At 32.5% G+C, this 18235-nt stretch carries 18 protein-coding genes; 8 read left to right on the top strand and 10 right to left on the bottom strand.

Annotated features, from left to right (window positions below; genetic code table 11):
* Nucleotides 1-29 precede the first annotated feature (29 nt).
* The 4 genes from J2W95_RS03550 to J2W95_RS03565 form a co-directional block, all read right to left on the bottom strand.
* Nucleotides 30-1067, bottom strand: coding sequence for a hypothetical protein (locus tag J2W95_RS03550; RefSeq protein ID WP_310004011.1), 1038 nt, complete (start codon nucleotides 1065-1067; stop codon nucleotides 30-32).
* 30 nt (nucleotides 1068-1097) lie between these two features.
* The gene (locus tag J2W95_RS03555) at nucleotides 1098-1802 is read right to left on the bottom strand and encodes a hypothetical protein (protein WP_310004013.1); all 705 of its coding nucleotides are present in this window, start codon (nucleotides 1800-1802) and stop codon (nucleotides 1098-1100) included.
* Nucleotides 1803-1817: 15 nt separating this feature from the next.
* A complete protein-coding gene (locus tag J2W95_RS03560; RefSeq protein WP_310004015.1) occupies nucleotides 1818-2375 on the bottom strand; it encodes an RNA polymerase sigma factor in 558 nt (185 codons plus the stop codon).
* A gap of 169 nt (nucleotides 2376-2544) precedes the next feature.
* On the bottom strand, nucleotides 2545-3522 hold the full coding sequence (locus J2W95_RS03565) for a polyprenyl synthetase family protein (RefSeq protein WP_310004017.1): 978 nt from the start codon (nucleotides 3520-3522) through the stop codon (nucleotides 2545-2547).
* 336 nt (nucleotides 3523-3858) lie between these two features.
* On the opposite strand from J2W95_RS03565, the gene J2W95_RS03570 reads away from it, so the two are divergent.
* A complete protein-coding gene (locus J2W95_RS03570) occupies nucleotides 3859-4725 on the top strand; it encodes a hypothetical protein (RefSeq protein WP_310004018.1) in 867 nt (288 codons plus the stop codon).
* A gap of 88 nt (nucleotides 4726-4813) precedes the next feature.
* Here J2W95_RS03570 and rlmN read toward each other — a convergent pair whose 3' ends face one another.
* Nucleotides 4814-5857, bottom strand: a complete 1044-nt coding sequence (gene rlmN / locus J2W95_RS03575) for a dual-specificity RNA methyltransferase RlmN (protein WP_310004020.1) — start codon at nucleotides 5855-5857, stop codon at nucleotides 4814-4816.
* Nucleotides 5858-6491: 634 nt separating this feature from the next.
* Between rlmN and J2W95_RS03580 the strand changes: the two genes are divergently transcribed.
* The 7 genes from J2W95_RS03580 to J2W95_RS03610 all read left to right on the top strand — a co-directional run bounded on the left by J2W95_RS03580 (nucleotide 6492) and on the right by J2W95_RS03610 (nucleotide 13207).
* Nucleotides 6492-7055 (top strand): YceI family protein, encoded by a 564-nt coding sequence (locus tag J2W95_RS03580; protein WP_310004022.1) that lies wholly within the window; start codon nucleotides 6492-6494, stop codon nucleotides 7053-7055.
* A 12-nt stretch (nucleotides 7056-7067) separates the two neighbouring features.
* The gene (locus J2W95_RS03585) at nucleotides 7068-8408 is read left to right on the top strand and encodes a hypothetical protein (RefSeq protein ID WP_310004024.1); all 1341 of its coding nucleotides are present in this window, start codon (nucleotides 7068-7070) and stop codon (nucleotides 8406-8408) included.
* A gap of 1 nt (nucleotide 8409) precedes the next feature.
* Nucleotides 8410-8964 (top strand): hypothetical protein, encoded by a 555-nt coding sequence (locus J2W95_RS03590; protein WP_310004026.1) that lies wholly within the window; start codon nucleotides 8410-8412, stop codon nucleotides 8962-8964.
* 871 nt (nucleotides 8965-9835) lie between these two features.
* Nucleotides 9836-10399, top strand: a complete 564-nt coding sequence (locus tag J2W95_RS03595) for a YceI family protein (RefSeq protein ID WP_310004029.1) — start codon at nucleotides 9836-9838, stop codon at nucleotides 10397-10399.
* Between the two features lie 7 nt (nucleotides 10400-10406).
* Complete coding sequence (locus tag J2W95_RS03600) at nucleotides 10407-11813, top strand: hypothetical protein (protein WP_310004031.1); 1407 nt, start codon at nucleotides 10407-10409, stop codon at nucleotides 11811-11813.
* Nucleotide 11814: 1 nt separating this feature from the next.
* Entirely contained in the window at nucleotides 11815-12372 is a 558-nt protein-coding gene (locus J2W95_RS03605) for a hypothetical protein (RefSeq protein ID WP_310004033.1), read from the top strand.
* 193 nt (nucleotides 12373-12565) lie between these two features.
* Nucleotides 12566-13207, top strand: coding sequence for an O-methyltransferase (locus J2W95_RS03610; RefSeq protein ID WP_310004035.1), 642 nt, complete (start codon nucleotides 12566-12568; stop codon nucleotides 13205-13207).
* 101 nt (nucleotides 13208-13308) lie between these two features.
* Here J2W95_RS03610 and J2W95_RS03615 read toward each other — a convergent pair whose 3' ends face one another.
* The 5 genes from J2W95_RS03615 to J2W95_RS03635 form a co-directional block, all read right to left on the bottom strand.
* Nucleotides 13309-13869: a phosphatase PAP2 family protein gene (locus tag J2W95_RS03615; protein WP_310004037.1), complete on the bottom strand. Its 561-nt coding sequence runs from the start codon at nucleotides 13867-13869 to the stop codon at nucleotides 13309-13311.
* Nucleotides 13869-14267, bottom strand: a complete 399-nt coding sequence (locus tag J2W95_RS03620; protein WP_310004039.1) for a twin-arginine translocase TatA/TatE family subunit — start codon at nucleotides 14265-14267, stop codon at nucleotides 13869-13871. Before J2W95_RS03620 ends, J2W95_RS03615 begins: the two co-directional genes overlap by 1 nt.
* 158 nt (nucleotides 14268-14425) lie before the next feature.
* Entirely contained in the window at nucleotides 14426-16669 is a 2244-nt protein-coding gene (locus J2W95_RS03625) for a M1 family metallopeptidase (protein WP_310004041.1), read from the bottom strand.
* 65 nt (nucleotides 16670-16734) lie between these two features.
* Nucleotides 16735-17238 carry a DUF6702 family protein gene (locus tag J2W95_RS03630; protein ID WP_310004043.1) on the bottom strand — a complete coding sequence of 168 codons (504 nt, stop codon included), beginning with the start codon at nucleotides 17236-17238 and terminating at the stop codon, nucleotides 16735-16737.
* Nucleotides 17235-17996 (bottom strand): BamP family beta-barrel-assembly machinery protein, encoded by a 762-nt coding sequence (locus tag J2W95_RS03635; RefSeq protein WP_310004045.1) that lies wholly within the window; start codon nucleotides 17994-17996, stop codon nucleotides 17235-17237. The genes J2W95_RS03630 and J2W95_RS03635 overlap by 4 nt, the downstream gene beginning before the upstream one ends.
* Between the last annotated feature and the right edge of the window lie 239 nt (nucleotides 17997-18235).

Here is an 18235-nt window from a genome sequence, read left to right on the forward strand (position 1 = left end):
CACTTTTTCACTCTAAACAACTTAACTAATTAATTAAAATCGAAACGAAGTCCTAACGAAATATTATTTTGGTCAACAGAGTTATCTTCAAATAAAGGCTGTAAATCATATTTCAAATATATACTCGTTGATTTATATCCAACATACGTACTTAATCCATAATTGAAATCATTTACGTTATAGTTGCCTTTCGTTTTTTGTTCCACATCATTTCCGCTAGCATCATCAAAGCAAAGAATTTGTTTTGACTTCACTCTAAACCCAGCATATCCACCTATTCCAATTCTTGCACTTTTATGTGTTCTAAAATAATTAACATCATCACGTATTTCTTTCTTAGTGAAATCAAACTCTAAATGCAGTGGCATCATGATATATACGTTTCTAAATCGGGATTCGTCTAAATGAACTATACTAGTGACCAAATCAGTTTGCGCCCCGTTTTTCACAAAATAACGATCATCGGTTGCTCGCAGATTGTTATACATCAAAGACACTCCATATTTAAAATGTAGCAGATTATCTTCTTTTAGAATCCTTGTATTGTAGGTCAATCCCCACTCATAAAAGTGAGATTTCCAATATTTAAAATCCGAATGGGCAACTTGTTGATTCGTTACTAAATTATTCGCCCCAAATGCGAATACAAACTGAGAAGTCGTTCTTTTTTCACCATTCGAACACCTCTTATAAGAAAAAAAATCTTTATCAATATGAACAGTTATTGTTTTTGAAGTATCTACGTTTTTAATCTTTCCATCTACTTTATCCTGAACTAACACATGCAGTTCTTCTTCTGCTTTTGCTACTTTCTCCTCAATTATTTTTGCACGGGCTTCTGACAAAGCTTTCTTTTTCTGATCAGCCTCATCATTCGTTAATTTGCCTTGAGCTAGTTCCTCATTTACAGCTTCAACTTCGACTTTCAATTCTTCTTTTTCTTCTTTTACAATGGTTTCAATCTTTGAAGCGATGTCTTTTGCCTTTCCTTCAAATGATTCTTGAGCTCGTATTTTGCTTCCGAAAAGGCATATAAATACTACTAAGTAAATTTTAAAATTCCTCATGTTTGTTTGTTTTTAAATGTGATTGATGATTTATTCTGAATTGCGGTTGCTCAAAGCTAATTTGGCTGCTTTAAAATTTTGATTTACAGTTTTAATAGCTTTTTCTCTAAAAGTAAGATCTAATTCACCGTCAACTTGAGTAAGCAATTCATTCGAATTAACTTTGACATTGGTCTTGGCTACTGCAGAGCTCTTTTTTAGAGAAGCATTATCCACCGATGCTAATAGCTCGTCAGCATTAACATACTTTGGTTTAGTTGGAACTATTTTCTGTTCCGCTTTTTGATTGATTATTGGTATTTGTTGTTCTTGAACAATTTCTTTTTCTGCAACTTTATTTTCTATTTCATTAAACAAAACACTATCTGGATTAACCTTAGGTTTTGTTTCTATTGATGCTAATTGAACTTCCTTGGCTTTTATTTCTTCTTCTTTTTTTGTCAAATTTATTTTTGCAGGCGTTACTTTTAATTCAGGTATAATTTTAGGTTCATTAACTACAATTGCATCATCATTCGTAATTATAGTTTCCTTTTTATTTTGATTAAAATACAAAGTTCCTATCAACAAAAACCCAAAAAAACTCGCTGCAATATACATCCACTTAAAGTTGCGTTTTGGTTTTTCGGCAACAGTAAGCATAGCATCCAATCGATCCCAAGAAGCTTTGGAAGGGGTAATCTCCCTTGCGCTAATCTTTTCTTTAAATTGATTTTCTATAACACTCTTTTTCATCATATTATTTTTTACTCAAGAATACTTCTCCTTATTCTTCAAAATACTTATTTGATTCTTCAAAATTCTTCGGGCATGAGCAAATTGTGATTTGGAAGTACCTTCATTAATACCCAACATACTTGCAATTTCTTTGTGCTTATAACCTTCTATAACGAATAAATTAAAGACGATTTTATAACCATCCGGCAAACTATCTATTAAACTTTGAATATCTTCTATAGAAAACTGAATATCGGCTTCACTGTCAATTTCTTCAAAACCTACAGAGTCTTCTATAAAATGTACCTTTTTTTGAACCCTAATAAATGAAATGCATTCATTAATTATCGTTCTCCTAATCCAACCTTCAAAGCTCCCTTTATTTTCAAATCGATCTAAATTGACAAAGACTTTCATGAAAGCTGTAATCATGACATCTTCTGCCAATTGCAAATCTTTAATGTATTGCCGACAAACACTTAGCATCTTTGGAGAATATTTGGAATAAATGCATTGTTGAGCTTGTCGATTGTTTTTGACAGCCAATGCAATTATTTCATTTTCATCCTGATGTAAATTAATTACTTTCAAAGTGGTTTAAAAAGTGGTTCTATAAGTATAGACGAGAATTAATGCAAAAAGGTTGTATGGAATTTTAAAAAAGTCAAAATAAAAGTACAATTTATTTAGACAAATATCCCAAATAGCTATTTATCAAATATTTAAAATTGCAAAAAACTGATTTTTTTAAACTTAAAAGTTACTTCTTTCTTTCGATAACGTAGTTTACCATTAGAATGAGTGCATCTTTATAATCAGATTGAGGATATTCGTTCAGCAGTTGTAGTGCTTCCTGCTGAAATTCCACCATTTTATTTTCGGCATAAGTCAAACCATGATTATCTTTTACAAAAGCAATCACTTCTTTAACTCTTTTTTTATCCTTATTGTGGTTTTTAATCGAGTTGATAAGCCAACTTTTTTCTTTTGGTGTACAATTATTAAGAACGTGAATTAATGGTAAAGTCATTTTTTGTTCTTTGATATCGATTCCTGTTGGTTTCCCAATAGCTTCTTCAGAATAATCGAATAAATCATCTTTAATTTGGAAAGCCATTCCGATAAGTTCTCCAAACTTTCTCATGTTCTCTACCTGAATCTCATTCTCAACAACCGATCTAGCACCAAGAGCACAGCAGGCCGCAATAAGTGTAGCAGTCTTTTTTCGAATAATTTCGTAATAAACTGCTTCGGTAATATCGAGTCTTCTGGCCTTTTCTATTTGAAGTAACTCACCTTCGCTCATTTCTCGAACAGCAACAGAAATGATTTTTAATAAATCAAAATCACCATTATCGATAGAAAGCAACAATCCCTTGGATAACAAATAATCTCCCACCAAAACGGCAATTTTATTTTTCCAAAGTGCATTAATGGAGAAAAAACCTCTACGTCTATTACTATCATCCACCACATCGTCGTGTACCAATGTTGCAGTATGAATTAACTCAATTACACAAGCTCCTCTATACGTTCTCTCGTTCACCTCGCCTTTGGATACCATTTTGGCCATCAAGAAAACAAACATAGGTCTCATTTGCTTTCCTTTTCTGTTGACAATATAATATGTGATACGATTTAAAAGCGCCACTTTAGAGGTCATCGATTCGTAGAACTTTTTTTCAAAAAGTTCCATTTCATAAACTATTGGCTGCTTTATTTGTGTAGTAATATTCATTTAGATGTCAAATATACTATTTTAAATAAAAAAACGTTAATCATAATATGTTAAGTGTAATTAATTATTTTGTAATTTTATACTAGTAATTATATTCATTGATCCTTTTATTCTTGCAAAACGATTTTAAGTATGATTATAACTTTATAAAAATAGTGTTTTATAGTATACTCCATTACTGAAACACAAATAATTCTACTCAAAAAAAACCTAAAAAATATTGATTCCCCCTAAAAGGAATTGTTCTATTATTATTTTCAAAAAAAAATAAAGTCTTTAGGCTTAACTTTTTTTTGAAAATTAAACATTTTATAATAAACCTTAAATCTATTAATTATGAAAACAAAGATTTTTTTCATTGCTTCATTCATAGCAATAGCCTTATTTATTAGTTGTGACAATTCAGACAACAGTGATGGTGCGGATAACATGAATCCTACTTCTCCAACCAGTCAAGTCGCTACCGATTCTAAAATTGATGCTTCCATTGAAGACATTTCAAATATAGCGGAAGATCAATTTTCTATGAAACAAAGTAGTGCCACTGGTAAATCAGAAACTGTAAAAAGTTTTTTACCATCATGTGCTGTTACAACATGGACATTTGTAGACGGAACATTTACAGGTACAATTGATTTTGGAACTGAAGGCTGTACTCTTGAAAACGGAAATGTTCTAAAAGGAAAAATTACTCTTTCTTTTTCAGGAAATTTTATGACTCCAGAGCAAACGATTACTTATTCTTTTGATCAATTTTTCCACAACGGAAACAAAATTCAAGGCAGCAAAACCATTATAAGAACTCTTAAAAGCACCGAATTACTTGCCGCTGTGCATCCTGTATTCACTCATACTGTTGACATGACAATAACTTTTGAAGATGGATCAGTTTATACTAGAACAGGAAACAGAGTAAAAGAAATGGTAGAAGGTTATGACACAAAAGGCGACTGGAGCGATAATGTATTCTTGGTAACAGGAAGCGAAACCACAGCCTGGCCAAATGGTGATACAAGCTCAAGTACAATTACAACACCATTACGTTATGAAATGGCCTGCAAAAAACCATTCCCTGTTTCCGGTATTGTTTCAAAAGTTAAAAATGGCGTAGAAACATTGGTCGATTATGGAACTGGCGAATGCGACAATCTTGCCTCAGTAACTGTTGATGGCGTAACTACTTCGATAGAATTAAAAAAATAAAACAACAACTTTCATAGAAATAAAAAAGCATTAAAAACAAACTTAACGGTTGTTTTTAATGCTTTTTTTATTTCTCATAGTTTTATATTTAAGCTTCTTTATTGGCTAATTGCCCACAAGCTGCATCAATATCCTTACCTCGGCTTCTTCTTACTTTTACAACAATTCCGGTGTTTTCCAATGCTTTTATATAGGCATTTATAGATTCTTCTGAAGCTTGTTGAAATTCTCCGTCGTCTATTGGATTGTATTCAATAAGATTCACTTTACAAGGAACGTATTTACAGAACTTCACCAATGCGTCAATCGAAGCTTTATCATCATTGATTCCTTTCCAAACTACATATTCATAGGACACTTTGCACTTTGTTTTTCGGTACCAATATTCTAAGGCTTCACGCAGATCTGCCAAAGGAAAATTTTCACTAAACGGCATTATTCGTGATCGAATTTCATCAATAGCGGAGTGTAACGAAACCGCCAATTTGAATTTCACATCATCATCGGCTAATTTTTTTATCATTTTAGGAATCCCAGAAGTCGAAACCATAATTCTTTTTGGAGACATCCCTAATCCTTCAGGAGAGGTTATCATTTCAATCGCTTTCAAAACATTATTATAGTTCATAAGTGGCTCACCCATTCCCATAAAAACTATATTCGACAACGGATGATTGTGATACAATCTGCTTTCTCTATCAATCGCTATTACTTGATCGTAAATTTCGGCAGGCTCTAGGTTACGCATACGTTTCAATCGTGCAGTAGCACAAAAATTACAATCCAAACTGCAACCCACCTGACTCGATACACAAGCAGTCGTTCTGGTTTGCGTTGGAATCAAAACACTTTCCACCACCAATCCGTCATGCAGACGAACGGCATTTTTAACTGTACCGTCTTCACTGCGCTGCATTGTATCCACTTTTATGTGATTGATAACAAAATTATCTTCCAGCATAGCACGGGTACTTTTGGCCACATTGGTCATATCATCAAAACTATGAGCTCCTTTACTCCACAACCATTCATAGACTTGATTGCCTCTGAAAGCTTTATCTCCATTGGTTACAAAAAAATCTCTCAGTTGGTCTTTGGACAATGCCCGTATGTCTTTTTTCTCAATTTGCATGGCGCAAATTTAGTGACAATTTGTGTAAATGTTGTTTTGATAGAACAATTTTAAATATTTATGACTTTAAAACAACTTTCAAATCTAACAAATAGCTCCATTATTCAGACAATAATTTTTATCCATTCGCGATCCAATCAAAAAAACTCTATTCAATTATTTTGAATCTTATCTGATTTAACTAAAAAGCAGAATTTCTAAAATTATTTAACACTTTTTAAAACTCTTTTTTTTGGAAACCAAAAATAATAACAAGAAATACAACATGATTTTGATCTAAAATGATAAAAAAAATAAAAAATAAAACAGTAAAAAAGAGACAGAATCGTCTTTTATAAGGATTCTAATTAATCACACTTAAACTACAGACAATGAGATATTAAAGTCGTTTTTTATTGAACAACAATTTTGTCAAAAATTAAAAAAACAACGATATAGTTAATAACTGCCATGATTTTTTAAAAAATATACAAATTTTATATTTTTATTAACATGATTTATATCATATCCATACTTCGAATTCCACTCTACTTTTGTATCAGATAAAGCAAATAACAAGATTAAAACTTCCATAAAGTAAAATCTTAACAGCTTTTCTAATTCTTGAATACAATTAATTATTAAAAAAAAGTTTATGAAATCAAAAATCAAAACAATTATCATCTCAATGGCTTTGTTCGCTGTTAGTATAGCTACAAACGCTCAAAAAGGTTACAATTTAGATGCAAAAACAAGTTTTTCAGTATTTGGAACCTCAACAATGCATGATTGGGAAATGAAATCACCTTCAAAAACTGGAACAGCCAATCTTACGGTTACCGATTCAAAATTAGCTGACATTAATAGTATCGATATCACTCTTCCTGCCGAAAACATTAAAAGCGATAAAAAGAGCATGGATAAAGTAGCTTACGAAACTTTAAAAACTGACAAATTCAAAAACATGAAATATGTTTTAAAATCTGCAGAAAAAGTAAACGAAACCACTTGGAATCTTACCGGTACATATACTATTGCAGGAGTTTCAAAAGTGCTTAAAACTCAAGTAAAAACCTCTGTAGTAAATGGAGTGGTTAACATCCAAGGTTCTAACAAAATTACATTTACAGAATTTGGCATGAAATCTCCAACTGCCATGTTTGGAGCAATAAAAACTGGTGAAGAATTAACAATAAAATTCAATTTAAATTTTAATTAAATACTATTAATCATGAGAAAAATATATTTCTTAGTTGCAGGATTATTATCAATGGCTGCAGCAAACGCTCAAGTATCATTTGGGCAAATGCAAAACGAAATTTCAAGAGGTAAAGACGGAATTAACGTTTTTGATGTACAAAAGAATGACAAGGAATTCAATGGAATCAGCGTTGGCCTAGGTGGTGCTTTCAATATGGATTACCACATGACAAACTCGTTCAATGACCAACCTGCAAATATTGGAAGTATTTCTGGATATAGACTAAATAATGCCGAAAACAATTTCTCACTTCCTTCTGCAGACATGACTATTACAGCACAATTATTTGACGGTGTAAGAGTAAATCTAGATATTTATTTAGCTTCAAGACACCACTCTAATACTTATGTAAAAGGTGGATATTTACAAATTGACAAGTTAGACTTCATCAAAAAAGACTTCCTTGCTGATGTTATGAAATACACTACTATTAAAATCGGACAAATGGAGAACAACTTCGGTGATGCTCACTTTAGAAGTTCTGATAATGGTAACACTATTAGAAATGCGTTTGTTGGAAATAACATTATGAATTCATTCGGTACTGAAATGGGAATGGAAGTTTACTACCAAAGAAACGGATGGGTAAGTATGATAGGTGCTACAAATGGAAATTTAAATCAAAGTAATGCAGAGGTGACTAAAGCAGTTAGCCCTTCAATCTTAGCTAAATTTGGTTATGACAAACAACTTAACAAAGATTTGAGAGTAAGACTTACAGGCTCTTACTACCATAGTGCCAACTTAGGTAACGCAAACTTATACTCTAGTTCTAGATCAGGATTCGGTTATTGGAACGTATTGAACAATAATGCTTATCAAAATGGTACTGCTACTGTTCCTGCAAGTTTCAATGCAGCTTCTACACCAGAAGGAACATTCAACCCTGGTTTCAAAGGCTGGGCTACTTCTTACATGTTTAACCCATTCGTAAAATACAAAGGTCTTGAATTCTTTGGAACTATCGAATTAGCTTCAGGAGGAGATAGCGCCGCTTCACGTGACAAACGTACTGCTGACCAATATGCTGCAGAAGTTATCTACAGATTTGGACAATCAGAGCAATTCTATGTTGGAGGGAAATACAATACTGTATCTGGAAAACAATCAAATGCTGATTTAGATGGAAAAGATACTGTCAATAAATTTGAAGCAAGTGCTGGTTGGTTTATGACTAAAAACATCTTAACTAAATTAAATTATGTTAGCCAAAACTATGAAGATCACGCACAATTTACTGGAGCAAATTTAAACAACTTTTACGGTGGTAAATTTAATGGTCTAGTATTTGAAGCAACGATTTCATTCTAATATGATTCAAAGAATATCAATTACAGTTTTGGGTTTAGTACTTCTCTTTTTATTAGGAAGTGCTAAACCCATTTCTTTATTGATTGAACCTAACACCATCATCATCGACGGGTTGGAAATAGAAATTCTGGGAAATTCCACAGTTGGAAAATACACTTGCTCCAACTCACTTTCTTACAGAGACACCATTTATTTAAACTCAAACATTAAAAACAGTTTAAAGTCTGAAATTTCAATGGGCAATTTCGAATGTGGCAACAGAATTATGAACAAAGACCTTAAAACCACTGTTAAAGCTAACAAATTCCCAAAAAGCACTGTCATTATTACCAACATAAAACCTTTTGGAACCAATTACAAATGCAGTTTGAATTTTCGCATAACTGACAAAACTCTTTCTTACCAAAACTTAATTTTACGAAACACCAAAGAATCTCTTGAGGGAAGCATGGCCGTAACTTTTTCGGACATTGCCCTTGAACCACCAACCAAAATGGGAGGTATCATAAAAGTCAAAGATGAATTTATGATTCATTTCAACTTGCATAAATTATAATTTCACTTCTTGTTTCATTACCAAGCTCCTAATCAAAACATTCGTTTTATTAGGACTTTTTTATTTTAAAACAGTACCTAAACATTCCAAATTACCTGTTTTTTTTTATAAAACTGAGGGGCAAACAATTTCCAGTATTTGCTATAAAATTCACTTTTAATAGTAGCAAACTGAAACTGTATTTCTAAGAACTATAAGCCCACAAATTTGTGTTTCTAGTCAGTTTTTAAAAAATATTTCAAAAACAATCAAAAAATCAGAATATTTTTTCAAATCAGTCAATGAATTCAAAAGTCTTTTAAAGTGGCATAAAGCCTTATGAATTCAAGGAACAGGAAGATAAACCCAATTATTCAGGCCAATAAAAAAGAACGAAAAACTGTTAAAACATTGGAAAATAAGTGATTAATTTAGAATCATATCTTTTTTTATAACTTTTGTTTTATTAAATTTGTCTTAACCCAAAAACAAAAAGCATACTTTTTTAATTAATTAAAATGAAACTCTGACCAAAAAGGAATTTTGGTAAATTTTACAAAACACAGAAGAACAAAGAAATACGTTAAATCGCCCCAAAAGATTCAGCATAATCGCATTTTAAACAAACAAATAATTTAAAAACAGTATCTAACTTTTTTTATTCTTTTAAAGAAAACAAAAGGTTTTATTTTCAAAAAAAGGAAACAGTCGTTATTCTAAGAATATAAAAACATCTAAAAACATTTGTTTCTGTATTTTCATTAACAAGATTACATCCTTAATTTAATGTTGACTCATATATTTCATTCAAGTTAAATTGAATTTTAAAGACAAATCGATTAAAAAACTATTTTTTTTCAAGCATAATTACTAACTAATCTATAAAAAAGTCATGAAAACACTTCTTAAAAAAATTACCGCAACATTTGCATTCTTTGCAATTGCATTATCTGCAAATGCCCAAAAAAACTATACGTTGGACGTCAAAACAAATTTTGCAGTATTTGGCACCTCAACAATGCACGATTGGGAAATGAAATCTGGCTCGAAGATTGGAACTGCAAACTTAACAGTAACCGACAATAAATTGACAGATATCACCAGTATTAAAATCACGCTTATGGCTGAAACTCTCAAAAGCGAGAAAACTAAAATGGATAAAATTGCTTACGAAACTTTAAAAACAGACAAACACAAAAATATTTTATATGTTTTAAAATCTGCAGAAAAAGTAAACGAAACCACTTGGAATCTTACAGGAACTTACACTATAGCTGGGGTAAGCAAAGAACACAAAACCCAAGCTAAAATATCAGTTACCAATGGTATTGTTAATCTACAAGGATCAGATAAAATAACATTCAAAGAGTTTGGCATGAAATCACCGACTGCTATGCTTGGCACAATAAAAACCGGAGAAGATTTAACAATAAAATTTAATCTTAACTTTAAATAACTAACCCATGAAAAAAACTGTATTAACAATAGTAGGCATATTATCATTTGCCGCAGTTGACGCTCAAGTATCCTTCGGAAAAATACAAAACCAAATCCCGCGAAGCAAAGAAGGATTAAATGTATTTGATGTTCAGAAAAATGACGTTCCCTATGAAGGTATAAGTGTAGATTTAGGTGGTGCTCTGGCATTGCAATTCCAAGGATTAAATTCATTCAATGATCAAAGAGAAGGTACATATACCGCTCCGAACGGAGCTCTAATTTCTGGAAATGCGGGTACTGGAGGTTACAGACTAAACAATCTACAGAACAACTTCAATTTACCAGCAGCCAATTTAGTTTTTGGTGCCCAGTTGGCAGATGGAGTACGCGTGAATTTGGATATTTATCTTTCTTCAAGACACCATAATGAAACTTGGGTTAAAGGTGGTTATTTACAAATTGACAAGCTTGATTTCATCAAAAAAGATTTCTTGGCTGGCATCATGAAATATACCACCATTAAAGTGGGTCAGATGGAAAACAACTACGGTGATTCCCACTTTAGAAGAACAGACAATGGAAATGCACTTCTAAATCCTTTCATTGAAGCCAATATTATGGATTCTTTCGAAACTGAAATGGGAATGGAAATCTACTACAATAGAGAAGGATTGGTTAGTATGATTGGAATCACTAATGGTAAATTAAACCAAGGTGTAGCAGAATTTGTCGCATCCGATCCAACTACATCTGCTCCAGATCCAAACACCACTGTAAGCCCAACCATTTTAGCCAAATTGGGTTATGACAAGCAATTGAATGAAGATCTGAGAATAAGAATCACCGGGTCTTACAACCACAACGCCAATATGAGTGCAAACCCATGGGGTTCAGACAGAGCCGGTAGCCGTTATTTTGGTGTTATGTCTCACCAAGCTTACACATATAATGCTACTCCTGTTGCAAACAACTTTGACCCTACTGCCAATGCTTCTACTGGTAGATTCAGTCCTGGGTATGCAAACTGGTACACAGCATTCATGATTAATCCGTTTGTCAAATACAGAGGATTGGAGTTCTTTGGAACTTTGGAATTCACTAGTGGCGGAGATAAAAAAGGAACTGATGAATCCCGTAGCGTAGATCAATATGCAGCTGATTTAATTTATAGATTTGGTGATGCTGAAAAATTCTTTGTAGGGGCAAGATATAATATAGTATCAGGAGAACTAGCCAGTCAAACTCAAAAAGTTAACGTTGATAGATTCGAAGCTTCAGCTGGCTGGTTTATGACTAAAAATATTGTTGCTAAATTAGCCTACACAAATCAAAATTATTCGGACTACTCCCAAACTAGTGGCAACAGTTTAAACGACTTATATGGAGGTAGTTTTGAAGGAATTATGTTTGAAGCAGCCATTTCTTTCTAATATGAAACAAAAAATAGCAATTATAGTTATGGGTTTGGCACTTTTCTTTTTATTAGGAAATGCTAAACCCATTCCTTTATTTGACACAGACCCAAACATCATAATCATCAACAAACTGGAACTAGAAATCTTAGGGAATTCAACCGTTGGAAAATACAATTGTGCCAGTTCACTTTCTTTTAGGGATACCATTTTTTTAAGCTCAAATACTAAAAACGGTTTAAAATCAGAAATTCCTATGGGGAATTTTGAGTGCGGTAACAGAATTATGAACAAAGATCTTAAAACCACTGTTAAGGCAACCAAATTTCCCAAAAGTACGGTCACCATTACCAACATAAAGTCTTCTGGAACCAATTACAAATGCAATTTGAATTTTCGCATAACAGACAAAACCCTTTCGTACCAAAACTTAGCTTTAAAAAATACCAAAGAGTCACTTGAAGGAACTGTTGCAGTAAAATTTTCAGACATTGCACTTGAACCACCAACTAAAATGGGAGGTATTATAAAAGTAAAAGATGAATTCGTAATTCATTTTAACTTACATAAATTATAATTTCAGTGCTTACTTTAAACCCCAAATCCTAATAGAACATTAGGATTTTAATTTTTATAGTAGTTTCTTAAAATGCTTTTCAAATTCTTTTAATTCAAATCTAATTCACCAATAAATTCAGAAAATCAAATACAACTCCTACTTTATAAATCTTAAATGAATAACTTTACGCCAAATTTCAATAACTCACAAAATGCATTTCATTTCCAAAGATTTAGAAGATTATATTGAGCAACATTCTGAAAAAGAACCGGAATTACTGGCAGCACTAAATAAGGAGACCTATCAAAAAATACTATTGCCACGAATGCTGAGCGGTCATTTTCAAGGACGTGTTTTAAGTATGCTTTCCAAATTAATCAGACCTGTAAACATTCTTGAAATTGGTACTTATACAGGTTATTCAGCTTTGTGTTTGTGTGAAGGCATGCAGAAAAACGGGCAACTACACACGATTGACATCAAGGAAGAATTGGTTGATTTCCAACGCAAACATTTTGACAAATCGCCTTGGGGTGGGCAAATTGTACAACATTTGGGTGAGGCCGTTGATATTATCCCAAATCTGGATTTGAAATTTGATTTGGTTTTCATTGATGCCGATAAGGAAAATTACTTAAATTATTTTGAAATGATACTTCCAAAAATGAATAAAGGCGGCATCATTTTATCCGATAATGTGTTGTGGAGCGGTAAAGTTCTGGAACCAATACATCCAAATGACATCAGCACCAAAATACTAGTAGAATACAATCAATTGCTTAAAGACGATCCAAGGGTAGAAACGGTTTTATTACCTATTCGCGATGGATTGACCGTGAGCAGAGTGATTTAATTATAGATTGCAGATTCATAAAAAAACCATTCGTAAACGAATGGTTTTTTTATGCTAACTGTACTTTTTTTTCAGCTTTCTACTTCCTGCCTTCTGAAATCTTAAATCTCCATTCTCTTAATCCCCCATTGGTATACTTTATACATCAAATAACCAGTTATTAGTCCACATAAATAACCTGAAAGAATATCTAACGGATAATGCAGTCCTAAATAAATACGACTGTACGCAAAGATTAACGGCCATAAAAAAAGTAATCCGAAATACTTGAATTCTTTCTTGAAAATAAAATATAAAAAGGTTGCGACAGCCATAGTATTGGCAGCATGTCCCGAGAAAAAACTAAAAGATTTACGAACTTGAACAACTCGAATAATCGTATTAATTTCAAGATTATTGCAAGGTCTTGGCCTTTGAAACGTATATTTGAAGAAATTGGTAATTTGGTCTGTAGTCAACACCAAAAAAACTACAAAAAGCAATAAAAACCCTGTTTGTTTTATTCCTAATTTTTTATAAATGAGATAAAATAACAGCAAAAAAAAGGGAATCCAATTGACTTGTTTGGTTATAATAAGCCAAAGCCCATCATAAGTCTCGGAGCCTAAACCATTGAGATAAATTAATAATTGGGTATCTAGGGCGAGTATTTTTTCAAGCATTACATTTGTCGTTTTATAGGTCCAGTCAGATCATCTAAAACGGTTGTTCCATCAGGATTTGTAGCACCACTTAGCACACTGTCTTTTGTCTTGTTAACTTCAGTGCTGAATGTATCGGTAATACCATTTAAAGTATTGGATGTATCTCCCAAAAGATTTGTTTTGACTTTATTGATTTCAGAATTGATACCACCTGTTAAATCGTTAAAGGTATTTTGGTCAAAACCATTAGCTTCTGCACCTTTTTGAATTTCACTTTTGATATCGTTAGTTGCGTTTTTAAGCTGTGCCATTGCTTTTCCCATCGTTCTAGCCATCTCAGGCACTTTATCGGATCCAAAAAGCATCAATACGATAAACATGATAAAAACTAATTCGCCTCCTCCTATTCCAAACATAATTTTTGTATTTAATGAGCAAAGATATTAAAATTTAAAACTTTGTGTTTTAAAATTGTCATAAAAAAGATGCTAAGTTCCTAAGACTATAAAGCTTTATTCCGCTTTTAAAAATCTTACCAACTTAGCATCTTAGTAACTTAGTTTCTTATTCTTTTTTAATCAAATTTTGATTTTGTTTCCACTTTCGGCCATGAATTGTTAGTCACATCAATATCGGCAGTTTCTAATTTTGGATCGATTAGTATTTGTTTGATGGCTTTGTTTGTGGCGTACACTTTCTTGGCTGTTTCATTACTTTTTCTCCAAATTTGAGCTGGATATTTGTAATTATCCATTGTTCCGTCTTCATAAGTAATTTGAACAATAATTGGCATTGGCATTCCTCCTGGCTTATTGAACTCTACTTCATAGAAATATTTTGGATTTTTCAAAGTTGCTTTTTCTTCAGCAGTAAGTTTTTGATTTACGTATTCTGAAAGAGTACTTACTTCATCAATTTGCAAAGGCTTCTTTGAAGCTGGGTTCAATTCTGGGTTATCTCCTGCAATTAAGTACACAAATGGTCCTTTATCAATTCCGCTACGTCCTTTTCTAACTTTTGCGTCTTTCAAAGCCACAGTTGGAGTTTCAGTTACATAATATTGTTTTACATCGTTGATTCCTATGTCCACGAAATCTGTAGAATAAAACCAACCTCTAAAAAACCAATCCAAATCAACAGCAGAAGCATCTTCCATCGTTCTGAAAAAATCTTCTGGAGTTGGGTGTTTAAATTTCCATCTGTTTGCATATACTTTGAATGCATAATCAAACAACTCGCGTCCCATGATTGTCTCTCTAAGTATATTAAGACCTGTTGCTGGTTTCCCGTAAGCATTGTTTCCAAACTGAATGATACTTTCGGAATTTGACATAATAGGCTCCAACATTTTTTGATCACCACTCATGTAAGGAACTATATTCTTGGCCGGTCCACGTCTTGATGGAAAATTGGTTCCTAATTCTTGTTCTGCCATAAATTCCATAAAAGAGTTTAATCCTTCATCCATCCAAGTCCATTGACGCTCATCAGAATTGACAATCATAGGAAAAAAATTATGACCCACTTCGTGAATCACCACTCCTATCATTCCGTTTTTAATTTGTTCACTAGTCACGCCATTTGCATCTGGACGACCAAAATTCCAACAAATCATAGGATATTCCATCCCTTGATCTTCTGCAGAAACTGACACTGCCTTAGGATAAGGATAATCAAAAGTATGAGAAGAATAGCTTTTTAAGGTATGTGCAACCATCATTGTTGATGTTTCTCCCCAAAGCGGATTGGCTTCTTTTGGATAAAGAGATTCGGCCATAACAACTTTACCGCTCAATTGAACAGCCATCGCATCATAAATAAATTTTCTTGAAGTAGCTATTCCAAAATCTCTAACGTTTTTGGCACTGAATTTCCATGTTTTCTTTTTATCAGAAAATCCTTTTTCAGCAGCTTCGGCTTCAGCTTGAGTTACAATAACAACTGGTTTATCAAATGATTTTTGAGCCAATTGATATCTTTTTACTTGTTCTGGTGTAAACACTTCGCTTCTGTTCGTTAATTCCCCCGTTGCATCAACAACATGATCCGCAGGAACCGTAATACTTACATCAAAATTTCCAAATGGCAAAGCAAATTCTCCACCTCCCCAAAATTGCATATTTTGCCATCCTTCAACATCATTGTAAACCGCCATTCTTGGATAAAATTGCGCTATTACATATAATCTATTACCTTCTTTTTCGAAAAGTTCATAACCTGAACGACCTCCATCTTGCTGATAATTATTGATGTTATACCACCATTTTATTGAAAAAGTCATGCTGGTTCCTGGCTTCATTGGTGTAACCAAGTTAATACGCATCATTGTTTGATTAACCGTATAAGATAATGGATTTCCTTTAGCGTCTTTTACATATTCAATGTTAAAACCACGATCCAATCCTTCTTTCAAATATTCGTTGGCAAATTTATTTACAGGCAAAACAGCCTCTACTTTTTCATTTTCAACTAATGGAGACTGGGAGTTTTTTGCAGCTTGGTTTTGATCCATTTGCACCCACAGATATTCTAAATTATCTGGTGAATTATTATAATAAGTAATCGTTTCAGAACCACTTAATTTAGCATTTTTATCATCTAGTTCGACATCAATTTTATAATCGGCCTGCTGTTGATAATAAGCTGGACCTGGCGCTCCTGCTGCAGTACGAAACATATTTGGAGTTGCCAACAAATCATACATTTGACTGAATTTATTGGTGTCATATTTGCCCGGTTGCTTCACAGTTGGTGTCACTGCTTTTTCCTGAGCCAATAAAATTGTTGGGAGAATAAATAAAAGTGAAAATTTTCTCATGAACTAGCTTTTAATTTGTTTTAGGTGGTGAAAATAACAATTTTAAATATAATTGCCGTAATCCATTAATATTTTAACACTTGTTTTGTAGAACTCTCGGTAAAAAGAAAACTTTTCTTAGTATCAAATGCAGTCACGTGAATTATATTTTGTTGTTCAGCAAAACAATCAATCAAAATCGAATTATAAATTTCGATAGTATTTATTTTCGAAATGTCTTTAACATTTGAATAGCAAACCAACACGTCACCATCCATTTCTTTGCTCAAAAAATTTATACTTTTGGATTGTCCGTTGATTTTGATTGTGAAGTTTTCGTTTAGGTATTTTTTTAAAAGATCTATTGATTCGACAGTTTCCTTATCAGTTCCCAAAAAAAACTTTTTGTTGTGTTTTTTCTCCAAGGCTCTATCAAGATCATCAACAAATATGCGAGAAGTAACTTGAAGCATTTTCTTTTCGGGTGCGTAATTGATTTGGTAAATGGCCATGTAAAATTTATGGACACCAAAACTGCTTATCGAAAATGCTAAAAATAATAAAAGACCAAGAACTATTCCTTTTTTCATTTTTCAAAAGTAGCAATATTTTTGAATTCACTGTTTTTTGTAACCAAAAAATCCATGATTTCAAATTCCTGGCTTGTAGTATTGACAAAAGTTTTAGACTTAGGGTCATTTTCACAAAACAACAAAAACAAACCTACCTGATCATCTTTCAATTTTAATTTATCAGTAAAAAAAGAATAATTAACACTTTGCATGGCAACCGTTCTAAACTCTACATCCGAAATCAAATCAGTTTTTTCCGGATTGTTTTTAAATAAGTTTTTGAAAATCATATTATAGACACGAATACAATCCATAGCGTTTGGATCTCCTGTTCCAGTAGGCATCATCAAAATATTGTCGGGTGAAGATTGCTTATCATCGTAATATTGTGTGTCCACAATTTTTTGGGTATTTCCAAATTCGGGATGCGGTCCATTCTTGGCATATACGACAACCGCCAACAATTGATTGGCAATAGCATTCAATTTTATTCTAAAAAAGGAAGAATTGATATCTGTTTGGGTAAGCACTACTTTTTTACTTTTAAATCCTAAACTGGAGAAAACCAAAGTATCATTTACTTTGGCCAAAACACTAAAAAACCCTTTGTTATCAATAACAGCTCCCGTTTTTGCATTTAAATTGAAAACCAAGCCACTTTCTATTACAATAGAATCGTTTACCACTTTCCCATGCACTGTTTTTCGTGTCAATACTTGTCCAAAACTAAGCTGACAACTCAAAAACAAAATCAAGATTCCTACTATTGTTTTCATTTAGCAATTAAATAAAGATTAGCAACTCAAAAAAGCAGTTTCAGTCTCAAAATGAAACCTTTACGCCTATTAAAATTACAACTTTATTTTAATCTTAATGATATCAACAGTTGTTATTTTTTTTATAATTTCTTCCTAAAGAATATTTAGATTTTGGTTATCAATTTTATTTAAAAATAAGATTCTTGAATCGGCACTAATAAACATTGCCATCATTAAAAACACAACAATTCAACAAT

The organism is Flavobacterium granuli, from assembly GCF_031456055.1.
GTDB lineage: Bacteria > Bacteroidota > Bacteroidia > Flavobacteriales > Flavobacteriaceae > Flavobacterium > Flavobacterium granuli_A.